Origin of the sequence: Flavobacterium aestuarii (genome assembly GCF_040049115.1) — a bacterium.
GTDB classification, from domain to species: domain Bacteria; phylum Bacteroidota; class Bacteroidia; order Flavobacteriales; family Flavobacteriaceae; genus Flavobacterium; species Flavobacterium aestuarii.
Genome location: NZ_JBDLZZ010000003.1, coordinates 158,380 through 175,773 on the forward strand (window position 1 = coordinate 158,380; position 17,394 = coordinate 175,773).

The window sequence follows — 17,394 nt, forward strand, 5'->3', positions numbered from 1 at the left end:
TTGGTTTATTGTTTTTGGTTTATTGTTTTTGGTTTATTGTTATTGTTATTGTTATTGTTATTGTTATTGATTATTCTGCTTGGCTTTGTTTTCGCTGGCGTTCGAGACCAGACGGCCTATTAAGATTACGGGGTACAGCACTCCTATTATGGCTTCGATCTGAACCATAGCCCGGGCAAAGGGATGCAAAGGAACTATTTCCCCATAACCAGTGGTGGTAATGGTTATATAACTAAAATACATAAAATTGGCTTCCAGAGTATTGCTCTCAAAAGGAGGCAATGTAATCTGGAAAGCGCCAGGAATATGCCTGTAAATAAACAAGTAAATAACCGACCACAAGTTAGCCAAAATCATATAGACCACTATCGAGCCTATAACTCTATACTCGGTAACAGGTCCTGGCTCGAAGACTTTGGTTAAAACCAGTACAATAAGCAATACAAAAGTGGCAATTGTCAAAATAATATCACTTAACTGGACAAATGGTGTGTTCTCAAAAATCGAAATCCAGTTAAAGAGCACGAACAAAAAAGGAATAATAACCAAGGATAGCGTTTGTCTTCTGGTTTTAGACAAAGCAATAATCCCTGCAATGAGAAACAGCATCCAAAACACATTGATGATAGCAATAAAAGACGAATAGCTGCCAAATAGCGGAATTACAACAAAATGCATCGCAAAAAGCAGTACCAGCATGCCGCTAAGCCCACTTTCCTTGGTCCAGAAATGATTTAAAAAACGGTATTTTTTTTGTGTTAACATGGTCTCTGTTTTTAGTTTCTAAGATTCTAAGCGGCTAAGTCACTAAGCTCTTTTTTAAAATCTATCAGTAATTTATTTATGCTTTTTTAAAAATAATTATTTTATCTTTTTTAAAAATTTATCCGCTTTTATCTTAGCCGTTTAGTAACTCACAAACTTAGCAGCTTTGTTTTAAAATGGAATAGGCTCTACATCGACACTCCCTATTGGCCTTCGTGCTAACCGAAACAGCAGGAGAATCAATATCGGAAAAAAGCACAGCACCGACATTACCAGATAAATATCTTTGTAAGCCAGCATTAATGATGACTTAGCAGTCTGATTGGAAAGATTTTTTTCGGCATTCTTCTGAGCTTCTCCAGCCGATAATCCTTGGCTTAAATAATAATTCCTTGATTTGTTTAATTGAGCTTGCGCCAAAGGATTTAAAGCCGTCAATTGCTGGCTGAGACCCGTTTTGTGCTGCACATTCAAGTTGGAGATGAACGTTCCCAAAATAGCTCCTCCAAGCAGTGAAGCAAAAATGACACGTGCAATAACACCGCTCATCATTCGGGAATCGCCTAGAGGTTTTGGCACATTTTCGGAAATATAAAGCGAGGCGGCAGGATACAAAAAACCAATAGCCAATCCCTTGAAGATAAAAGGGGCGAAAAAATCAGCCGAATCAATTTCGGGATAAAAACGAAAAAACAAAATGACATGATACAGTCCATAGCAGGCGAAACCAGCTGCCCAAATAGTCGCCAGATAAATTCTTTTGAACAAGAGATAAGTCGATAACGGAATCGCTATAAAGAGGCCTATCAGAATAGCCAAATGCGTTCTTGCTGTATAAATACTGTCAAATCCCAGAATATTAGTCATAAAACCCGTTACTATCCCTCCTGTTCCATTCATCATCCCGGTATAAAAAAACAATAAAGATCCCAGGACCACATTCTTATACTGATACACATCGGTATTGATAATTGGTGTCTGAGTGAATCGAACATGAATTAAATAAATGCCCGCAATAATAATTAAGAAAGCAAATGCCATAGCCACTTTGGTATCGCTCAGCCAATTGCGCGTCTGCCCTTCGGCACACAGGAAAAGTACAATAGCAAAAAATAACAATATGATAATCCAGCCTCGCCAATCAAACTGAAAAGAGGATTTCATTGGGGCAAAATCTTTTTTATAAAAAACCCATGCCAGAAGTATGGCTATCAAGAAATTTGCGTTTAGAAAATAAATCCCGAAAGTCCAATTGTGAATGCTGGTCATTTGTGTCCCAAAATATTGATACAGCTGCTTACTGCCCTGTATAATAAACTGAACGATTCCATATAAAATTGGCATATTGAAAACGGGATTGTATTTCATAAGTATTGGAAGCAGCGAAGCAAAGATTCCAATAATCGATAAAATTGCCAGCAGTGAACGCCAAACCGTAAACCACTCAATAGTCTCTGTATATAATGAAGCTGTATTGCAGATAATAGACAGGAAACTAACGGACAGTATCATTGTTTTTATCTTAATCTGTTTTGCAATTTTTAAGCTCAAAGGCAAAAAACCTAACATCGCAAAAAATGGAATATAAGTAGCATAAGTAAAAGCAGCGGTGGATGCTCCAAAATGCCCCAGAATTTGTGAATTATCGTAAGAGGTTACATTCAGCGCATTAAAAAAAGGAATTGTAAGGACATATAATCCTACAAGGGTAAACACACTTCCTTTTTTGACTAAACTCATACTTAAATGATTTTTTGAACACCAGTTTCACGAATTGCACAACATTATGAAAAATCAGTGCAATAAAATTTTAGAAACTAAAATTCGTGCTAATTCATGCAATTCGTATTTTCAATTATTTTTTCACCTCTACTGATACATTCATACCAGGCTTAACATCTTGTAACTCTTTCGAAGAAGCTTCAAAATCAATTTTCACGGGAATACGCTGCGTAATTTTGACAAAATTCCCTGTAGAATTATCAGGTTCCACCATAGAGAATTTAGCACCTGTTGCTGGCGAAAAACCAACAACTTTTCCCTTGAATTCCTTATTATCCAGTGCATCAATAGTGATAGTCACTTCCTGTCCCTGCTTGATTTTTTCGATTTGGGTTTCTTTAAAATTGGCAGTAATCCATAGTTTTTGGTTTAAAACCAAAGTTGCTACGACTTGATTGGCATTGATTAATTCACCGACAGAAACGGTTCTCTCCCCTACATACCCATCAGCCAAAGCTATGATCCGGGTATAAGACAGCTGTAATTTTGCATTCTCCAGATCGGCTCTTTTCCTAGCTACCGATGCTCTTGCTGCTTCCAGATTAGTAACGCTTTGTTCGGTTATTGAACCACTGGCCAATAATTCCTTTTCTGCAGCTTTGAGATACGATTTAGTCGATTGCAATTTTGAAATTACCTGCTCATATTGATTGAGTGTCACTGCAGAATCGGCATACATATTTTTGAAACGATGGTAATCTTTTTCGGCTTTGTCCAGATTGGCTCTATCACCTTCCAGCTTATTCTTGATAGCCTCCTGATTGGAACTAGCCGTAACAATTGATTGCTCCAATGAGTGCAGATTTCCTTCGGCTGCAGCCAGATCAGCTTCGGCCTGCTTTACTTTTATCCGGAATTCAACATCATCAAGAATTGCCAATGTATCTCCTTTGTGAATAAACTGATTGGCTTCAAAACGGATTTCGACTATATGTCCCGTTGCTCTCGCAGTCACACTATTGATATAGGATTCTACTTGAGCATTATTAGTTGTTTCATACCGATTGAAATCAAAAAATAAACTCAATATCCAAACTGCTCCGATTATTATAAAAATAAAGGAAAGAATCGTCAATATCGTATTTCTTCTTTTTTCGGCATTCGCTGCAGTTTCGGTGTTTTTGTCTTGTTCACTCATAAAAAAAAATTAAAGTTTACCCATAGCATACTGCAGGAAGTAATATTGAATAATGGAATCTATATTGGCATTATTTAATGATATTTTGGCTTCATTCAACTGCAGTTCAGCATCCACAATATCGCTGATTAAAGCAAAATCATTGTCATAGCGGCTTTTTACAATTTTGTAATTGCTCAATGCCAAATCAACATCTTTTTTAAAAGTGGAAATATTCTTTACACTTTCTGTAAATCGCACAAAAGCCGACTTTACATCCTGATTAATTACATCCTTTGTGGCATCGAGTGCAATATTGCTTTTATCAATTTGCAATTGGTCACTGTTAATACGATGTTTTAGATTATAAAAGCTTGAAATATCCCAATTGACAGAAAGTCCGGCCACCCAGTAATTCAGAATATTATTAGTATAATTTGGCCATTGCGCAGGATATTGAGTATTCAATAATAGATTTGCGTTAACATTGGGCTTAAAACCGCTCTTGGTAATATCCATACTGGATTCAGCTATTTTTACATTGATTTCAGACCGCTTGATTTCATATCTATTTTGATATGCTTGAGACAGGCTCTCTTCTAGATTTAAATCTTTTTTTGGAATTAAAATCCCATCCAGTACAGGTTTTAATATAGTATTGGCTGGCAATCCTGTGAGTATATCCAAATAATTACTGATTAGTTCTATGGAATTGGTACTACGGAAAACAGCCACTTCAAAATTAGATTGCTGTAATTCAGTTCTCAACAAATCACTTTTTAGGTTTTGTCCATTGGCAACCCTTGATTTCAGCTGCTGGATACGCAACTCTGTGTTAATGATATTCTGTTTGGTAACTTCAATTTGCCTGTATAATTTTTCGAGTGTAAAAAATTGGGAAGTAATTGTCTGCTTGATTTCGGTTTCGGTCATTTTTACCACCGATTCCTGCATACTGACAATTAATTTCTGTTTATCGATTTGATTGTTGATTACGCCTCCTAAGTATAAAGGCATTGAAGCAAAAATCCCAGCCACAGCCTGATGATCAAAATAATCAATGGTGATATTTTTTTCATAAAAGCCTTCGTAAACTTTAGGGCTTCCGATATAATTATATCCCATATTCATGCCAAGGAGTGGTGTTTTGGCAATTTTTGCCTGACTTAGATTCTCATTAGCAATAGAAACATCGGAGCTGGCTAATTTAATCTGATTATTATTCTGGATTCCTAATTGTATGGCTTCATCCAATTTAATAATTCTGAGTTCATCAGTTTGGGCATAATCAGCTTCATAAAAGAAGCAGGCTATTATTGCAATAACAAATTTGTATTTTATTTTTTTTAAGATAAAGCTGCTCATTAACGTCTTTTAAATTTAAAAATATTTCAAATGATAACCGTCTTAAAAAAACACATATTGGTACGAAAAAGTAATCGAATCATAGTTCAATCCAATATCTTTAAAAACCCCGGTATTAAACTGTAATTTGACAGATTGGCTTCTTGATAACGGCATTGACCAGGTTGCACCTATCCTGGAACTATTGATAACACTTCCTGCGGGCAAATCATCGACTTCGGTTTTACCACCGTTAAACCAGTTTGCATTGACACCAACCCACATTTGGTTTTTAAAATAATAACATGCGTGTCCCTGGACAGAGAAAACTGGATCTTGTTTCAGAATATTATCTCCAAGATACTGATCGTTTTTAGTATAAAACCAGACTCCCGAATACAATTCGGCATAAACATGCTTAAAACGCTTAGATATTCCGGCTTCTGGCTTAAATCCCCAGCGATTGGTTCCTATATTGATTCTTTTATCGGGATAATAAATACCTGTAGGAACCGATGTAACTAAACTTACACCAAATATTGTTTTTTGCTGATACTGGCTAAATTCCTTTTTGTCTAACGCAGGAGAACCTAATAAATTTACTCCCAAACGAATACGCATATCTCCAAAACCTGTTCTATTACCAGTTATTTTATCGCCATTCACAGTAGCATGACCATCCATAATTACAAAGGGAATTGCCACTTGGACTCTTGCCAGTTTATTGCCTAAACCAAATGAACGCATATAGCCTGCTCCAAAATTATTACTCGAAATAACAAAATCTTCAATTGGCAATGTAGGCTCCGAAACAACATCTCCTTTCATAAAACCATAACTTCCGACAATCACATTTACACCTTTTGGCATATTTGCATACGCTCTAGGCTCCAGATCTTGTGCTTTTGATAAATTACAAATAAAAAAAAGACTCATGAATATGAATACACCTTTTTTACTGGTTAAATCAATTAAATTCATATTGAATAGTGTAAGGAATTAAATAATAAATTAAAATTATGTATTGCAGTCATTTATAGGCTCTTATTGAAGCAGTTCTCGGTTTTAAATTAAAAAAACCTCAAAAAATTGAGGCTTAATTATTAATTATAATTCCTGATTTAGAATCGATATCCTATACTTATATTATACCTAAATCCAACAGCAGTTATGGATTGAACGCCTTTTTTTTCAACACCCTCATCTCCTGTAATTCCTTCAACTCCAGGAAATTTATCTTTAATGGCCTCAATTACTTTTTGATACACTTCATTGTCCTCCAATCCGGAAATGTGTCCATCTAATTTTGTATTAAATTTATATACCGTAACCGAAGGTCCAAATAAAACGCAGTCAATAATAAATCTATCCCACAAAACAAATTGATATCCAAGCTCTCCTCCAATATTGGTCAGGTTAAATTTGGAAGTAAGATTAGCATTGCTTACTTCACCTGCCGTATTAGTGTGCATGATATTCCTATCAGTCTTAAATTGAAAAAAACTTACAAAAGGAGCCAGATAAACCCCGCGCGGTGCTTTGAATTTATTAATACTTCCCAAATAAAACCTATAATCTGCCCCAACTGAATATCCAGTTCTATCACTATTTTTTGAAAAACTGTTATCCTCACCTAAATCCACAGTAATCAATGGAAATTCCTGATAACCAGCAAAAACATTAATGCTTTGATTTTCTTTCAAAATTCTTTCATATGAAAACTGATAAGAATTATCATACAGCAATGTATTGGAAACATTAAATTTTACAGAATTCTTAAAATCGCCAGTATCTTGAGAAAACAATGTGTTAACACAAAGCAATAATAAAGAGACAAAAATGAAGGCAATTCTAGAGGGGGGTGTTAAAATTTTCATTTTTACAATTTTTAGTTTATAAATCGCTGAAATCTAACTCAAATTTAACATTTATTTTTGCAATAAAGAAAGAAAAATTAACACTTTTATTATAAAAAAACTTATAATTAAAAGTATCTGGTGTGTGTTTTAGCTTATTGATTTTTGAAGAAAGCTTAGATAAAGTTACAAAAAAAGAGCGTAATATTCACATTACACTCTTTAAATCAATCAAATAAGATTATTTTACTTTTGTCATATCCAGTTCGCCAATAAAAGGAATTGCATTTTGAAGGCTGCTTCTGATTTCGGTCTGCAAATAAATTTCAAGCTGGATAAATTTAGCAGCATTTACAGCTCCAATTGCTTTTTTTGCTTTTTCATAATAAGATGAATAAAGCTTATCATAAGCAGTATTATTTTTCAAAGCTTTTTTTGCTATATCATCAGCTTTTTCGTCATTTATCGTTGCATAATCAGTTGCGTACTGATTTATTAATTGGATTTTTTCCTGCCCCAATTTTTTTCGCTCTATTTCGTATGCCTCATAAATCTTTGCAAAATCTGCAGCTTGAGTTCCTGTCAATGCCATATATTGACTTACCAATTCAGACTTAGATTTTCCATAAACAGATTGTACTACATCTACATCATCTTTTAATGTAGATTGGGCAAAACCAGCAGTCGAAATTGCAACTGCCAATAATAAGAAAACTTTTTTCATCTTTTTAAATTTAATTGTTACTAAGCTAATTTAAAAAAAACTCTCCAAATTAACGAAAAAATTCATAACAATTTTATCCAAAAAAATGAATAAAAATCATTACAACATTAATCAATATTGCAAAAAAACAATACTTAAAATGCTTCACTAAAACTCACATAAGTTCCCTTAAGAGATCCTCCATTTCCAAATCCAAAATCAACCCTCAAATTCGTTTTATGCTTACTATCGACCATAATTCTGAGGCCTCCACCATAAGAAAATCTCCATTTCTCAAATGACAAATCGTTGTAACCACTAAAGACACGGCCTGTACCTACGAAACCGGCTACACCAAAAATATTCCAAATAGGCGCACGGTATTCCAATTGGGAATCCACCAAAGCCTTGTCTCTATATCCTCCCTGATAAAATCCTCTCATTCGGTCTGAACCTCCCATCATTGACAAATCATAAAATGGCGTATCTCCAAAAGCATTACTTGTATAAAACTGTAAGGCAATAATATGTTCCAGCCATGGATTGTAATATTTACGCACATCCAAAATAAAATTGGTAAATTGATATGTGCTTCCGAAAAATTTAGGATGAAAAACCAAACTGGAAAGACAATAAACTCCTTGCTGTGGATTATACGGATTCTTTCTGGTATCATATAGACCCGACAATCCTATTCCTACATCATAACCTCCCTTGATGCCATAAACATTTTGTTCAAATAAAAAACTGTCGCTCGGAATTTGCATATTCCAGTAATTTGCGAATTCTATTGGTATTCCGATATATAAATCTTTTTTGACCAGCATCAAATTATTGGAATAAAACTTGATTCTGTCAAAATTAATTAACTCTCCATCATCAACGCCCACATCGTTACCAATACCGAAAATATATTGCGGCTGTTTTTGGTAAAATAAATAACTTATAATCTGATATTTATTTTCTTTAATAAAAAATTGCGAAGAAGCTACAACATTTAATCTTCCTTCGGTAGAATTCGAGACTAAACCACTGATTTTTGAAGGCTTAGAAATGGTATCTTTCTTAGACAGACTAAACACGTTATTTTTAGCTAGACCATAAATACTTCCAGCCTCTGTAGAATATCCGTAAATAGGAACTGGAATTATTTTGAAAATTGCTTCGGCCTTTGCATTAAAGTCATTAAATTTTTCCAGCTTGCTTTTTTTGCCAGCAAGCGTATCTTCTTTTGTTTGCGCCACTGATTTGGTGGAAATCATTAGAATTAAAAGTAGTAATAAAACGAATTGATTGTAATTTTGATTCATACTTAAAATAGGGGTTGTGCTGAATTATCTTTAAACAAATATAGGATTTCATTCATAAAAACAGATAAAGTTTCCTATTAATTAATTTTTAAAAATTAAAATGTTTCGCCAGCATTTAAATAAAAGCCTTTAGAACGGTTTCCTGCTGCATAATCAAAAACAAGATTAGTTCGTGTCGCCTTGTCAATTAAAAGCCTTAATCCTACTCCGAATGCAGGCTGAACATATTCAAAAAGATGAGTATTAGTATATTTATCACTAGCAGTTGTAAAGTTTGCAAAAGCAGTACCGCTAAGAAGCTGATTGCAGGTTATAGGAAACCTCAATTCAGCCTGAAGATAAGCAAGGTTATTTCCGCGAAACAATCCTTGAGTATATCCTTCACCGCTTCGGCTGCGCTGATCCCAGCCTATTGCAGGCAAATTCAGATAAGGCACAACGCCATTAGTAACAAATTGTCCCAATGCCCAAAAACCAAGCACAAATTGCTCTCTTTTTGAATCCAGCGGAACAAAATACCTAAACTCCGTATTCAGCACTTTACTCATTCTCTGGTCATTAAACAACCCCCAGTTAAATCGGTAATTAAAACTTGCAAACCAGCCTTTTCGTGTATTTATCTGATTATCCCTTGAATCATAAATCAAATTAAAGCTTAAGCCATTTACAAAATATTCATTTTCGCTAAATCCGTTTCGAAGACTATAATCATAATGATTGGTTAATTTTCCATTTTCCAAATCAAGATTTTTGTCGTTTATGGTCGAATACCAATCCAATTCAATCCCCCCGCCTACGTAAAAATTTTTCTTTATTTCCCATGAAGCGGTTTGATGAAACTTGAAATAGTTATAATCCATAGGTTCCTCAATCGATTCAATATCAAAATCAGACTCTTCAGCTTTCCTTGGAATTATATTGGTTCCAAGTCCATAATTTGGCTGTGTAAAAATATAAAGCCGATAATCCCCCCGAAGATATATTCTGTTATTTTTTAAAAGAATATTGTTTTTGACATTCACCAGCAATTGCTTTTGAGTAGTAAAAGTCAATCCTAGATTTGCAGAAGAATATTTATCCAATATCCCTTCTCCCTTGAATGTATATTGTGCAGTTGCACCATAACTGAATCCCGTAGCCGGCTGGATTCCAATGATGGGAATTACAAGCAGGAAATTATTTCTCACTGGTTTTACAACAAGAACAGAATCTTTCTTTTTAAACAATTCAAAAATGGTTTTTGGAGGACAAACACCGGTGCTGTCTGAATTAACCTGAGCAATAGCCAAATTTTGATTCAAAAAGAAAATAATTATAAAAGGAACTAAAAATTTAAACATAAAGATTCATTTTTGAAGATATTGCAAGTCAGCATATAACGAAAAAGGGGCTGCATGAATCTCCTTTAAATTTTACCTATCTAATTATTTAAAAAAATTACTGACTATTTTTTTTCTTCAAGCTTATCAATTATCCCCCTATAACTAATTGAGCTGCGGTTTGTTGAAGAGATCGATAAATTAGCACTGCCTTCAAAATAAACTGTCAAGAAAATATCATACGACTCGGTATTGCTTTTTACGCTAGCTTTAATTGTATAATTCTTTTTCCCCTTTTTTATGGAATAGTCCTTAATGGCTCCTTTAAAATCCAAGCCACCATCGCCCCCGTAGCCTACGCTAAAAGCTCGTCCAAAAAAAGGCATTTCACTATGAATAGTATCTTTTTGAAATCGCAAAAAATTAGGATTTGTAGTAAGGCTAATACTTCTGGTTCCCTGTGGATAAGCCATATCTGCTACGAATTCATATTCTTTGGATTCTACCAGAGCATCTATTGCTTTTTGCTTCGCTAGTTTTTGCTCTTCTTTAATCTGCTGTTTACTTTTTTCCTGAGCATAACCAATAAGAATTGAAAACGAAAGAAAAAAAGCGGTTACCAATGTTTTCATAATACATTTATTTAGTGTTAAATTCTTGAGTAAATTCACAGAAAAAAAATTAATTATCTCTCTGCCATCATTCATCAAATCAATTATTATACCATTTAAATCATTGAATTTTCAAAAAAATTACTGGCGTGAAAATCGCATCATTACAATATCTCCCAGCAAAAAGCTGAGTGTTTTACCTTCATCAGTAATTGTATAAGATTCTATTTTTTGCAGCGTTTCCATGTACAGATCGTCTCCGCTTCCATCACAAGCCATCATGGTCATTCCTAATTTAGCATTCATAAAATTAATTTTTCTGCCATCAAGCAGCAATGTCCCAAAATATTGATTACAGCTATTATTCCCTACAATTTTATTGTTTTTAGTATCGAATATAATTGTTGGCTTTTTATCAGGATATAATGCCGCAAAAGCAATTTTTGGCCCGGTAATGTAATTTAACTGCCAAGTCCCATCAAGTAAAGCGGTATCGGCAACAGCCATTTTAGAATTGCATGAAGCAAAAATTAAAAAAACAAATACGATCGGGAACATTATTTTCTTCATAAATATAGATTTAGATTGAAATTGTTCCCTGTAAATATAAGAAAAATTAATACTAAAAAAAGTTGATTTGCTTTTGAATTTGCTTTTTAAAAATGGTATAATTATTTTCGTAAAAAGAAAAAAAATGACATTATTAGGAATAGGTTCACGAATTGAGCATCCCGAATATGGGAAAGGGGTAATTACCAATGTTACATCCAAAGAGTATTGGGTTACATTTATAGAAAATGGACTTGAAACCATTGCACTGAACGATGAATTCAAAATCATTGAAGCTGCAGTAGACGAGGTTGATACGGTAAGTTTCTCGGAAGTAGAGCAATCTTTAAGAGATCTTCTTAAAAAATGGTCTGATGTTTCCGAAATTGTCCCAATTGGAGACAAATGGAAAGGCGGCAAACTGATTTTGGAACCTGGACAAGCTGGTTTGGCTTCCAAAGAAATTCCAATCGACACTTTTTTTCATAAAATAATAATGGTTCGGGATCGTTTGCGTGTTATGGAACAAAAAATAAACAGCAGCAAAATAGAGGAGATAGAAAAAATTGAACTGCAGCAATACATCACACGAATTTATGGTTCTTTAACTTCTTTCAACATTTTGTTCAAATCGCCAACCAATCATTTTGTTGGAGAAAAATCAAAATAGATTTTAACAATATGTTAATTCTATTACGGCTTTTTTATACGTATTTTTATACATTCAACTAAATTTACATTTATGAAAAAAATAATCTTCTCCATCGCAATCATTATAATTGCAATCATTGGATGCAAAACCAAAAACAGTTCGGCAGATTCAAAAAGCCTCAACCTTACTTTTGAAGCAAAAAGCAATAGCAATGTCGCAGGAACGGCCACATTTACTGAGAAAAACGGCAAAGTGACTTTTGTTGCAAAAATTACTGGATTACAGCCTGGTGTTCACGCTATTCATATTCACGAAAAATCGGACTGCTCTGCTGCCGATGGAAGTTCAGCGGGAGGACACTGGAACCCAACTTTCAAAAAACATGGAAAATGGGGTGATGCCGAGCATCATAAAGGTGATATAGGCAATTTTACTGCCGATGAAAAAGGAAATGGAACCATCACTTTTACTACAGACGAATGGTCTATTGGTGGTGAAGACCCTACAAAAGATATCCTTGGCAAAGGACTTATTGTTCACCAAGGAGCTGATGACTTTGTAAGTCAGCCTGCAGGAAATGCTGGAGCAAGAGTAGCTTGTTCGGCAATTATCAAATAAAAAACTGATTTTCCTTGCAAGAGAAAGAACAGCATTATTTTAAAAACGCATCAGAATGGCGGGAATGGTTACACAACAACCATGATTCGTCAACTGGTGTGTATTTAATTTTTTATAAGGTAAACAGTCCTTTCGAAAGCATGCGTTGGGAAGAAGCGGTTCAGGTAGCTATCTGCTATGGCTGGATTGATTCTACAGTGAAAAGAATTGACGAACACCGTCGAAGACAATTATTTACTCCCAGAAAAGAAAAAAGCATCTGGAGCAAACTCAACAAAACTTATATCGAGAAACTCATTGCTGACAATTTGATGCATGAAAGCGGATTGGCCAAAATTGAAATCGCAAAACAAAATGGTTCTTGGACATCCTCGGATGCAACCGAAGATTTAATAATTCCAGAAGATTTAAAATCAGCTTTCGAACAAAATAAAACAGCATTCGAAAACTACCAAAAGTTCAGCCCATCTTATCGAAAAGGCTATCTACATTGGCTCAATCAAGCCAAAAGAGAGGAAACCAGAAATAATAGAATTTCCACAATAATTGACCTTTGCTATCAAAATAAAAAGTCGAGAGATTAAATTTTCTGCCTTTCTGAAAATCTAATTAAGGTTTAAATAAAATTTTGGGAATTGAAAAATTGAATTCATATTGGAACCCAATCCAAAAGGGAAATTTCACAAAAAAAGCCAGGTAATCAATTTTATAACTTTAAGAATTAGGCATCGCTTTATAAAATAGCATAGTTTTGCATAATCAATACAAAGCAATGATCAACCCATCGGCATCTGGCTGGATAGATAAATTTTTTACAAAGCTGAAGTTATCAGAACACAACATTTCTGAAACTGAAGCCAGCTATTACCAAAAATTAAGGAATACAGGTTTTATTTACGGACATATTATTTCGATTGACACTTCTTTTGAAATACAAACCAAGGGCTGGTTTAATGAAGAAATTTCGAAAGTGGCATTGCTGAATGCTTTATACGGGATTTTTTCTTTGAACAATACCGAAAAAGAACCCATGGATTTTATTGAACAAGCCAATCTTTTTTACAAGGAAATGCATCCGGAAGGATTTAGCTTATTCAAAAAAATTGTTCCAAAAAATTCACCTTCATTGACTTTGGAAAAAATAATTGATGAGCGTGTACAAACGAATGACAATATAATCAACAAGAATTTTTCGCATTTAGTTACCAATGCGCTTTTGTTTATTGATGTTTTAGCTTTTCGCCAATATCTTATTCAAGGCCAGATTCCTGATAAATACCTTAAAAAAATCGAAGAAACGATTGTAAACATAGTTATTCTTGCCTTGAAAATAAAGAATAACAAATCACAATATGACGATTTATTGATTAAATTATTTGAAGCTTCCATTAGATATAGCAAGTTTTCCAAAAAGGAAAATATTACATTGGATACACTGGAATTGGATTATTTCACCGCCGAACTGGAGAAAAAATACTTAATTGATATTGCTGGAATGGCATTGTGGAGCGATGGGGTAATGGAAAATAATGAGTCATATTTTTTACATATATTAGCCAACACCCTATCTATTGAAGACGAATTTGTAACACAAGGTATTCTCAATACAGATAAATTTATAAGCAAACACAAAAAAGAAATTCCTTATTTTAATTACTCGAATCCTGTAAAGCATTTTTACGATCAAACTACAAAAAGTGTTATTACACTGATTTCACGCAATAAATCGAGATTAATCAAGGAAATTATTGGAAGCAAGGATTTGATGCTTCTTTTGGCGCATTCGACCCACAGGGATCTGGACGAAAAAGAAAAGAAAAAAGTAAAAAAACAGTTATTGGATATTTGCAAGACCATTCCATCATTAACTATATTTTTACTTCCAGGAGGAAGCTTGTTATTGCCTATCCTGATTAAATTTATTCCTACACTGCTGCCTTCGGCATTTAATGAAAATCTGGAACAAGATGACTAAAGAAAAGGCTGCCTAAAATTAGACAGCCTCTTTCTTTTAAATCAACAGCCCGTTTATTTTGGGATGTTAAGCTGGTAAACCTCGTCAAGATCAGCATTCGAGCTAAAGTTAACCCCTAAATCAGTTACAAAACCTGAATTTAAACCATAAACCCATCCATGAAGTGATAAATCCTGGCCGTTTTTCCAAGCGGCCTGCACGATGGAAGTTTTAGCCAAATCAAATACTTGTTCTTTAACATTGATTTCTACAAAAGCATTGAAACGAGCTGTTTCATCTTCGATAGCATTCAAATATTTATCATGCAAACGATACACATCTTTTATATGACGAATCCAGTTATCAATAATACCAATTGAATCATTGCCCATTGCCGCTTTTACACCACCACATCCATAGTGTCCACAAACAATAACGTGTTTTACTTTTAGCACATTTACTGAATAATCCAATACACTCAGCATATTCATATCCGTGTGAACTACCATATTGGCAATATTTCTGTGAACAAAAACCTCTCCTGGTTTCGCACCAATGATCTCATTTGCAGGTACACGGCTATCAGAACAGCCAATCCATAGCAATGGTGGCTGTTGTCCTTTGGCTAAATCCTTAAAAAAATCAGGATCCAAATCCAATTGTTCTTCAACCCATTTTTTATTATTGTCTAATATTTTTTTATAAAAGTCGCTCATTTTAGTTTTTTTTTTAAAAGTCTATTATTAGTTAAATTGAATAAAATTATGTTTTTATTACCGCATTAAAATTACAAATTATTATAATGATTCGTCAGTTACAATCTTTTTTTCGACCATTTCCCTTTTTACAAAATCGTAATGATGTTCAATAGATACGTGGTTTTGAGCCTCGGCAGTATTCTCCAGGGCATATTCTTTTTTAAATCCGAGCAGGCTAACTTTAATATTGTCATCTATAGCTCTTGTTGTTTTGAACTCGTGAATCAAATCCAGAATATCGTGAGCAATATAAACGGTATCCTTTGCATCAATAACCACAGCACTGTTTTTAGGAATCTTGGCTAATGTCATTTTGATAGCTGCTTTGTTCAGGAAAGATACTTCCTGAGCTAAGTCAATATGAATAATATCTCCATCCACATATTCGTTTTTTCTAAAGCTATATGCTCTTTTAAGATTTCCTCTCAAGATAAACACAACACAAATTATGATTCCCAAAACTACACCTTTTAACAAGTCGGTAAATACAACTCCTAAAAAAGTAGCAATAAAAGGCAAAAACTGATATTTTCCATAACTCCAGAAATGTTTGAAAGTTGCAGGTTTTGCCAGTTTATATCCAACTAAAATTAAAACTGCAGCAAGTGTCGCCAAAGGTATTTTATTCAGAATAAAAGGAATTGACAATACACATACCAATAATAAAACACCATGAATTATTGCTGATAATTTAGTTTTAGCGCCAGCTGCATTATTCGCAGATGTACGGACTACGACAGAGGTTAATGGCAAACCGCCTATCAAGGAGCAAACTATATTGCCAATTCCCTGAGCTCTTAATTCTACATTTGTATTTGTATATCGCTTGTGGACATCCATTCTATCGGCAGCTTCAATACACAAAAGAGTTTCTATAGATGCTACTACTGCTATAGTTACACCAACCACCCAGACCTGAGGATTTAGAAACCCTGCAAAATTTGGTGTCACGATAATTGCTTTAAATTCATCGAAGGATTTTGGCACAGGCAGTGTAACTAAATGCTCCTTATTTATTGCCAATGAACTACCTGATGAAATAAAAAATTCATTCAGCAATATCCCTACAATTACAGCAACCAAAGCACCTGGAACTAATTTTAACTTCTTTAATGCCGGCACTTTATCCCAGGCAATCAAAATCGCTATTGATATTACTGTTATGATTATAGCTCCCAATTGCAAATGATTCAGCACATTCAATAAGGAAGAAAAAGTGTTGTCACCTGTTGTTTCTACAAAAGACTGATCTCCTTCAAAATCTGCATCATAGCCAAATGCATGAGGTATCTGCTTCATAATAATGATGACACCAATACCTGCTAACATTCCCTCTATTACATTAGTAGGGAAATAATTCGAAATGCTTCCCGCTTTTACAAGACCCAAAGTCAACTGAATAATACCTGCAATAAAAACGGCTGTTAAAAAAACATCGAATCCGCCCAGGCTGGTTATAGCTGTCAATACAATAGCTGTCAAACCCGCAGCAGGTCCAGAAACACTTATTTGTGACTGGCTCAAATATCCAACAACAATACCACCAACGATTCCTGTAATAATACCAGAAAACAAAGGAGCTCCCGACGCCATAGCAATTCCCAGACAAAGTGGCAAGGCTACCAAAAAGACTACTAAACCAGATGCAAAATCCGATTTAAAATGACTAAACAAATTAGTTTTATTTGACATAAAAAATATTATAATAAGATTGATTTTAGATTACCATTACATATCATATTGTAATGGCGGCTGTCCACGTTTAATTCAAAACGATGGGTTAAGAATATTTTATCATTTCAAAAGTATGAGTATTGTAATAATAAATACCAAATCAGTTTACAATGTCAGCATAAAAGATTAGACACAATAAAGCAATAACATATATCAGTATACTATTAATGAAAGGCACCAGCATAACCGCTAAAAAGCAGTTTATTTAGAAAAAAATCTAAAAAACTAATATCCAGATACTAATGATAATAAAAAAGGGGTATTGCAACTACAGCCTGTTTGGAGGGGGAATAAAAATGGATGCATAATTTGAATCATGCTT

At 34.1% G+C, this 17,394-nt stretch carries 17 protein-coding genes; 4 read left to right on the forward strand and 13 right to left on the reverse strand.

The window, feature by feature from the left end; translation table 11 throughout:
• Window positions 1-63 precede the first annotated feature (63 nt).
• The 11 genes from ABEG11_RS04295 to ABEG11_RS04345 all read right to left on the reverse strand — a co-directional run bounded on the left by ABEG11_RS04295 (window position 64) and on the right by ABEG11_RS04345 (window position 11,377).
• A complete protein-coding gene (locus ABEG11_RS04295; protein ID WP_348822964.1) occupies window positions 64-765 on the reverse strand; it encodes an ion channel in 702 nt (233 codons plus the stop codon).
• Window positions 766-936: 171 nt separating this feature from the next.
• The gene (locus ABEG11_RS04300) at window positions 937-2,505 is read right to left on the reverse strand and encodes an MFS transporter (RefSeq protein ID WP_348822965.1); all 1,569 of its coding nucleotides are present in this window, start codon (window positions 2,503-2,505) and stop codon (window positions 937-939) included.
• Window positions 2,506-2,620: 115 nt separating this feature from the next.
• Window positions 2,621-3,685, reverse strand: coding sequence for an HlyD family secretion protein (locus ABEG11_RS04305; protein WP_348822966.1), 1,065 nt, complete (start codon window positions 3,683-3,685; stop codon window positions 2,621-2,623).
• A gap of 9 nt (window positions 3,686-3,694) precedes the next feature.
• A complete protein-coding gene (locus ABEG11_RS04310; protein ID WP_348822967.1) occupies window positions 3,695-5,029 on the reverse strand; it encodes a TolC family protein in 1,335 nt (444 codons plus the stop codon).
• A 42-nt stretch (window positions 5,030-5,071) separates the two neighbouring features.
• Window positions 5,072-5,989 carry a transporter gene (locus tag ABEG11_RS04315; RefSeq protein WP_348822968.1) on the reverse strand — a complete coding sequence of 306 codons (918 nt, stop codon included), beginning with the start codon at window positions 5,987-5,989 and terminating at the stop codon, window positions 5,072-5,074.
• 140 nt (window positions 5,990-6,129) lie between these two features.
• Entirely contained in the window at window positions 6,130-6,885 is a 756-nt protein-coding gene (locus ABEG11_RS04320; RefSeq protein WP_348822969.1) for a hypothetical protein, read from the reverse strand.
• 220 nt (window positions 6,886-7,105) lie between these two features.
• The gene (locus ABEG11_RS04325; protein ID WP_348822970.1) at window positions 7,106-7,588 is read right to left on the reverse strand and encodes a hypothetical protein; all 483 of its coding nucleotides are present in this window, start codon (window positions 7,586-7,588) and stop codon (window positions 7,106-7,108) included.
• Window positions 7,589-7,722: 134 nt separating this feature from the next.
• Window positions 7,723-8,829 (reverse strand): BamA/TamA family outer membrane protein, encoded by a 1,107-nt coding sequence (locus ABEG11_RS04330; protein ID WP_348822971.1) that lies wholly within the window; start codon window positions 8,827-8,829, stop codon window positions 7,723-7,725.
• A gap of 143 nt (window positions 8,830-8,972) precedes the next feature.
• Window positions 8,973-10,217: a BamA/TamA family outer membrane protein gene (locus ABEG11_RS04335; RefSeq protein WP_348822972.1), complete on the reverse strand. Its 1,245-nt coding sequence runs from the start codon at window positions 10,215-10,217 to the stop codon at window positions 8,973-8,975.
• A gap of 104 nt (window positions 10,218-10,321) precedes the next feature.
• The gene (locus tag ABEG11_RS04340; RefSeq protein ID WP_348822973.1) at window positions 10,322-10,828 is read right to left on the reverse strand and encodes a DUF4251 domain-containing protein; all 507 of its coding nucleotides are present in this window, start codon (window positions 10,826-10,828) and stop codon (window positions 10,322-10,324) included.
• A gap of 120 nt (window positions 10,829-10,948) precedes the next feature.
• Window positions 10,949-11,377 carry an META domain-containing protein gene (locus tag ABEG11_RS04345; protein WP_348822974.1) on the reverse strand — a complete coding sequence of 143 codons (429 nt, stop codon included), beginning with the start codon at window positions 11,375-11,377 and terminating at the stop codon, window positions 10,949-10,951.
• Between the two features lie 124 nt (window positions 11,378-11,501).
• Here ABEG11_RS04345 and ABEG11_RS04350 point away from each other — a divergent pair, with 124 nt between their 5' ends.
• The 4 genes from ABEG11_RS04350 to ABEG11_RS04365 all read left to right on the forward strand — a co-directional run bounded on the left by ABEG11_RS04350 (window position 11,502) and on the right by ABEG11_RS04365 (window position 14,601).
• Entirely contained in the window at window positions 11,502-12,026 is a 525-nt protein-coding gene (locus ABEG11_RS04350; RefSeq protein WP_348822975.1) for a DUF8685 domain-containing protein, read from the forward strand.
• A gap of 72 nt (window positions 12,027-12,098) precedes the next feature.
• A complete protein-coding gene (locus ABEG11_RS04355) occupies window positions 12,099-12,626 on the forward strand; it encodes a superoxide dismutase family protein (protein WP_348822976.1) in 528 nt (175 codons plus the stop codon).
• A gap of 14 nt (window positions 12,627-12,640) precedes the next feature.
• Window positions 12,641-13,210: a YdeI/OmpD-associated family protein gene (locus tag ABEG11_RS04360; protein ID WP_348822977.1), complete on the forward strand. Its 570-nt coding sequence runs from the start codon at window positions 12,641-12,643 to the stop codon at window positions 13,208-13,210.
• Between the two features lie 188 nt (window positions 13,211-13,398).
• Window positions 13,399-14,601 carry an LETM1-related biofilm-associated protein gene (locus ABEG11_RS04365; RefSeq protein WP_348823116.1) on the forward strand — a complete coding sequence of 401 codons (1,203 nt, stop codon included), beginning with the start codon at window positions 13,399-13,401 and terminating at the stop codon, window positions 14,599-14,601.
• Window positions 14,602-14,654: 53 nt separating this feature from the next.
• On the opposite strand, the gene can is transcribed toward ABEG11_RS04365, so the two are convergent.
• Together can and ABEG11_RS04375 are read right to left on the reverse strand one after the other, a co-directional pair.
• On the reverse strand, window positions 14,655-15,296 hold the full coding sequence (gene can, locus ABEG11_RS04370) for a carbonate dehydratase (RefSeq protein WP_348822978.1): 642 nt from the start codon (window positions 15,294-15,296) through the stop codon (window positions 14,655-14,657).
• Between the two features lie 81 nt (window positions 15,297-15,377).
• Window positions 15,378-17,030 carry a SulP family inorganic anion transporter gene (locus tag ABEG11_RS04375; protein WP_348822979.1) on the reverse strand — a complete coding sequence of 551 codons (1,653 nt, stop codon included), beginning with the start codon at window positions 17,028-17,030 and terminating at the stop codon, window positions 15,378-15,380.
• Window positions 17,031-17,394 lie beyond the last annotated feature (364 nt).

What these genes read in the sequence shown, in the direction of transcription:
- ABEG11_RS04295 (WP_348822964.1), bottom strand. Translation starts at nt 765, where the DNA reads ATGTTAACACAAAAAAAATACCGTTTTTTAAATCATTTCTGGACCAAG.
- ABEG11_RS04300 (WP_348822965.1), bottom strand. Translation starts at nt 2,505, where the DNA reads ATGAGTTTAGTCAAAAAAGGAAGTGTGTTTACCCTTGTAGGATTATAT.
- ABEG11_RS04305 (WP_348822966.1), bottom strand. Translation starts at nt 3,685, where the DNA reads ATGAGTGAACAAGACAAAAACACCGAAACTGCAGCGAATGCCGAAAAA.
- ABEG11_RS04310 (WP_348822967.1), bottom strand. Translation starts at nt 5,029, where the DNA reads ATGAGCAGCTTTATCTTAAAAAAAATAAAATACAAATTTGTTATTGCA.
- ABEG11_RS04315 (WP_348822968.1), bottom strand. Translation starts at nt 5,989, where the DNA reads ATGAATTTAATTGATTTAACCAGTAAAAAAGGTGTATTCATATTCATG.
- ABEG11_RS04320 (WP_348822969.1), bottom strand. Translation starts at nt 6,885, where the DNA reads ATGAAAATTTTAACACCCCCCTCTAGAATTGCCTTCATTTTTGTCTCT.
- ABEG11_RS04325 (WP_348822970.1), bottom strand. Translation starts at nt 7,588, where the DNA reads ATGAAAAAAGTTTTCTTATTATTGGCAGTTGCAATTTCGACTGCTGGT.
- ABEG11_RS04330 (WP_348822971.1), bottom strand. Translation starts at nt 8,829, where the DNA reads ATGATTTCCACCAAATCAGTGGCGCAAACAAAAGAAGATACGCTTGCT.
- ABEG11_RS04335 (WP_348822972.1), bottom strand. Translation starts at nt 10,217, where the DNA reads ATGTTTAAATTTTTAGTTCCTTTTATAATTATTTTCTTTTTGAATCAA.
- ABEG11_RS04340 (WP_348822973.1), bottom strand. Translation starts at nt 10,828, where the DNA reads ATGAAAACATTGGTAACCGCTTTTTTTCTTTCGTTTTCAATTCTTATT.
- ABEG11_RS04345 (WP_348822974.1), bottom strand. Translation starts at nt 11,377, where the DNA reads ATGAAGAAAATAATGTTCCCGATCGTATTTGTTTTTTTAATTTTTGCT.
- ABEG11_RS04350 (WP_348822975.1), top strand. Translation starts at nt 11,502, where the DNA reads ATGACATTATTAGGAATAGGTTCACGAATTGAGCATCCCGAATATGGG.
- ABEG11_RS04355 (WP_348822976.1), top strand. Translation starts at nt 12,099, where the DNA reads ATGAAAAAAATAATCTTCTCCATCGCAATCATTATAATTGCAATCATT.
- ABEG11_RS04365 (WP_348823116.1), top strand. Translation starts at nt 13,399, where the DNA reads ATGATCAACCCATCGGCATCTGGCTGGATAGATAAATTTTTTACAAAG.
- can (WP_348822978.1), bottom strand. Translation starts at nt 15,296, where the DNA reads ATGAGCGACTTTTATAAAAAAATATTAGACAATAATAAAAAATGGGTT.
- ABEG11_RS04375 (WP_348822979.1), bottom strand. Translation starts at nt 17,030, where the DNA reads ATGTCAAATAAAACTAATTTGTTTAGTCATTTTAAATCGGATTTTGCA.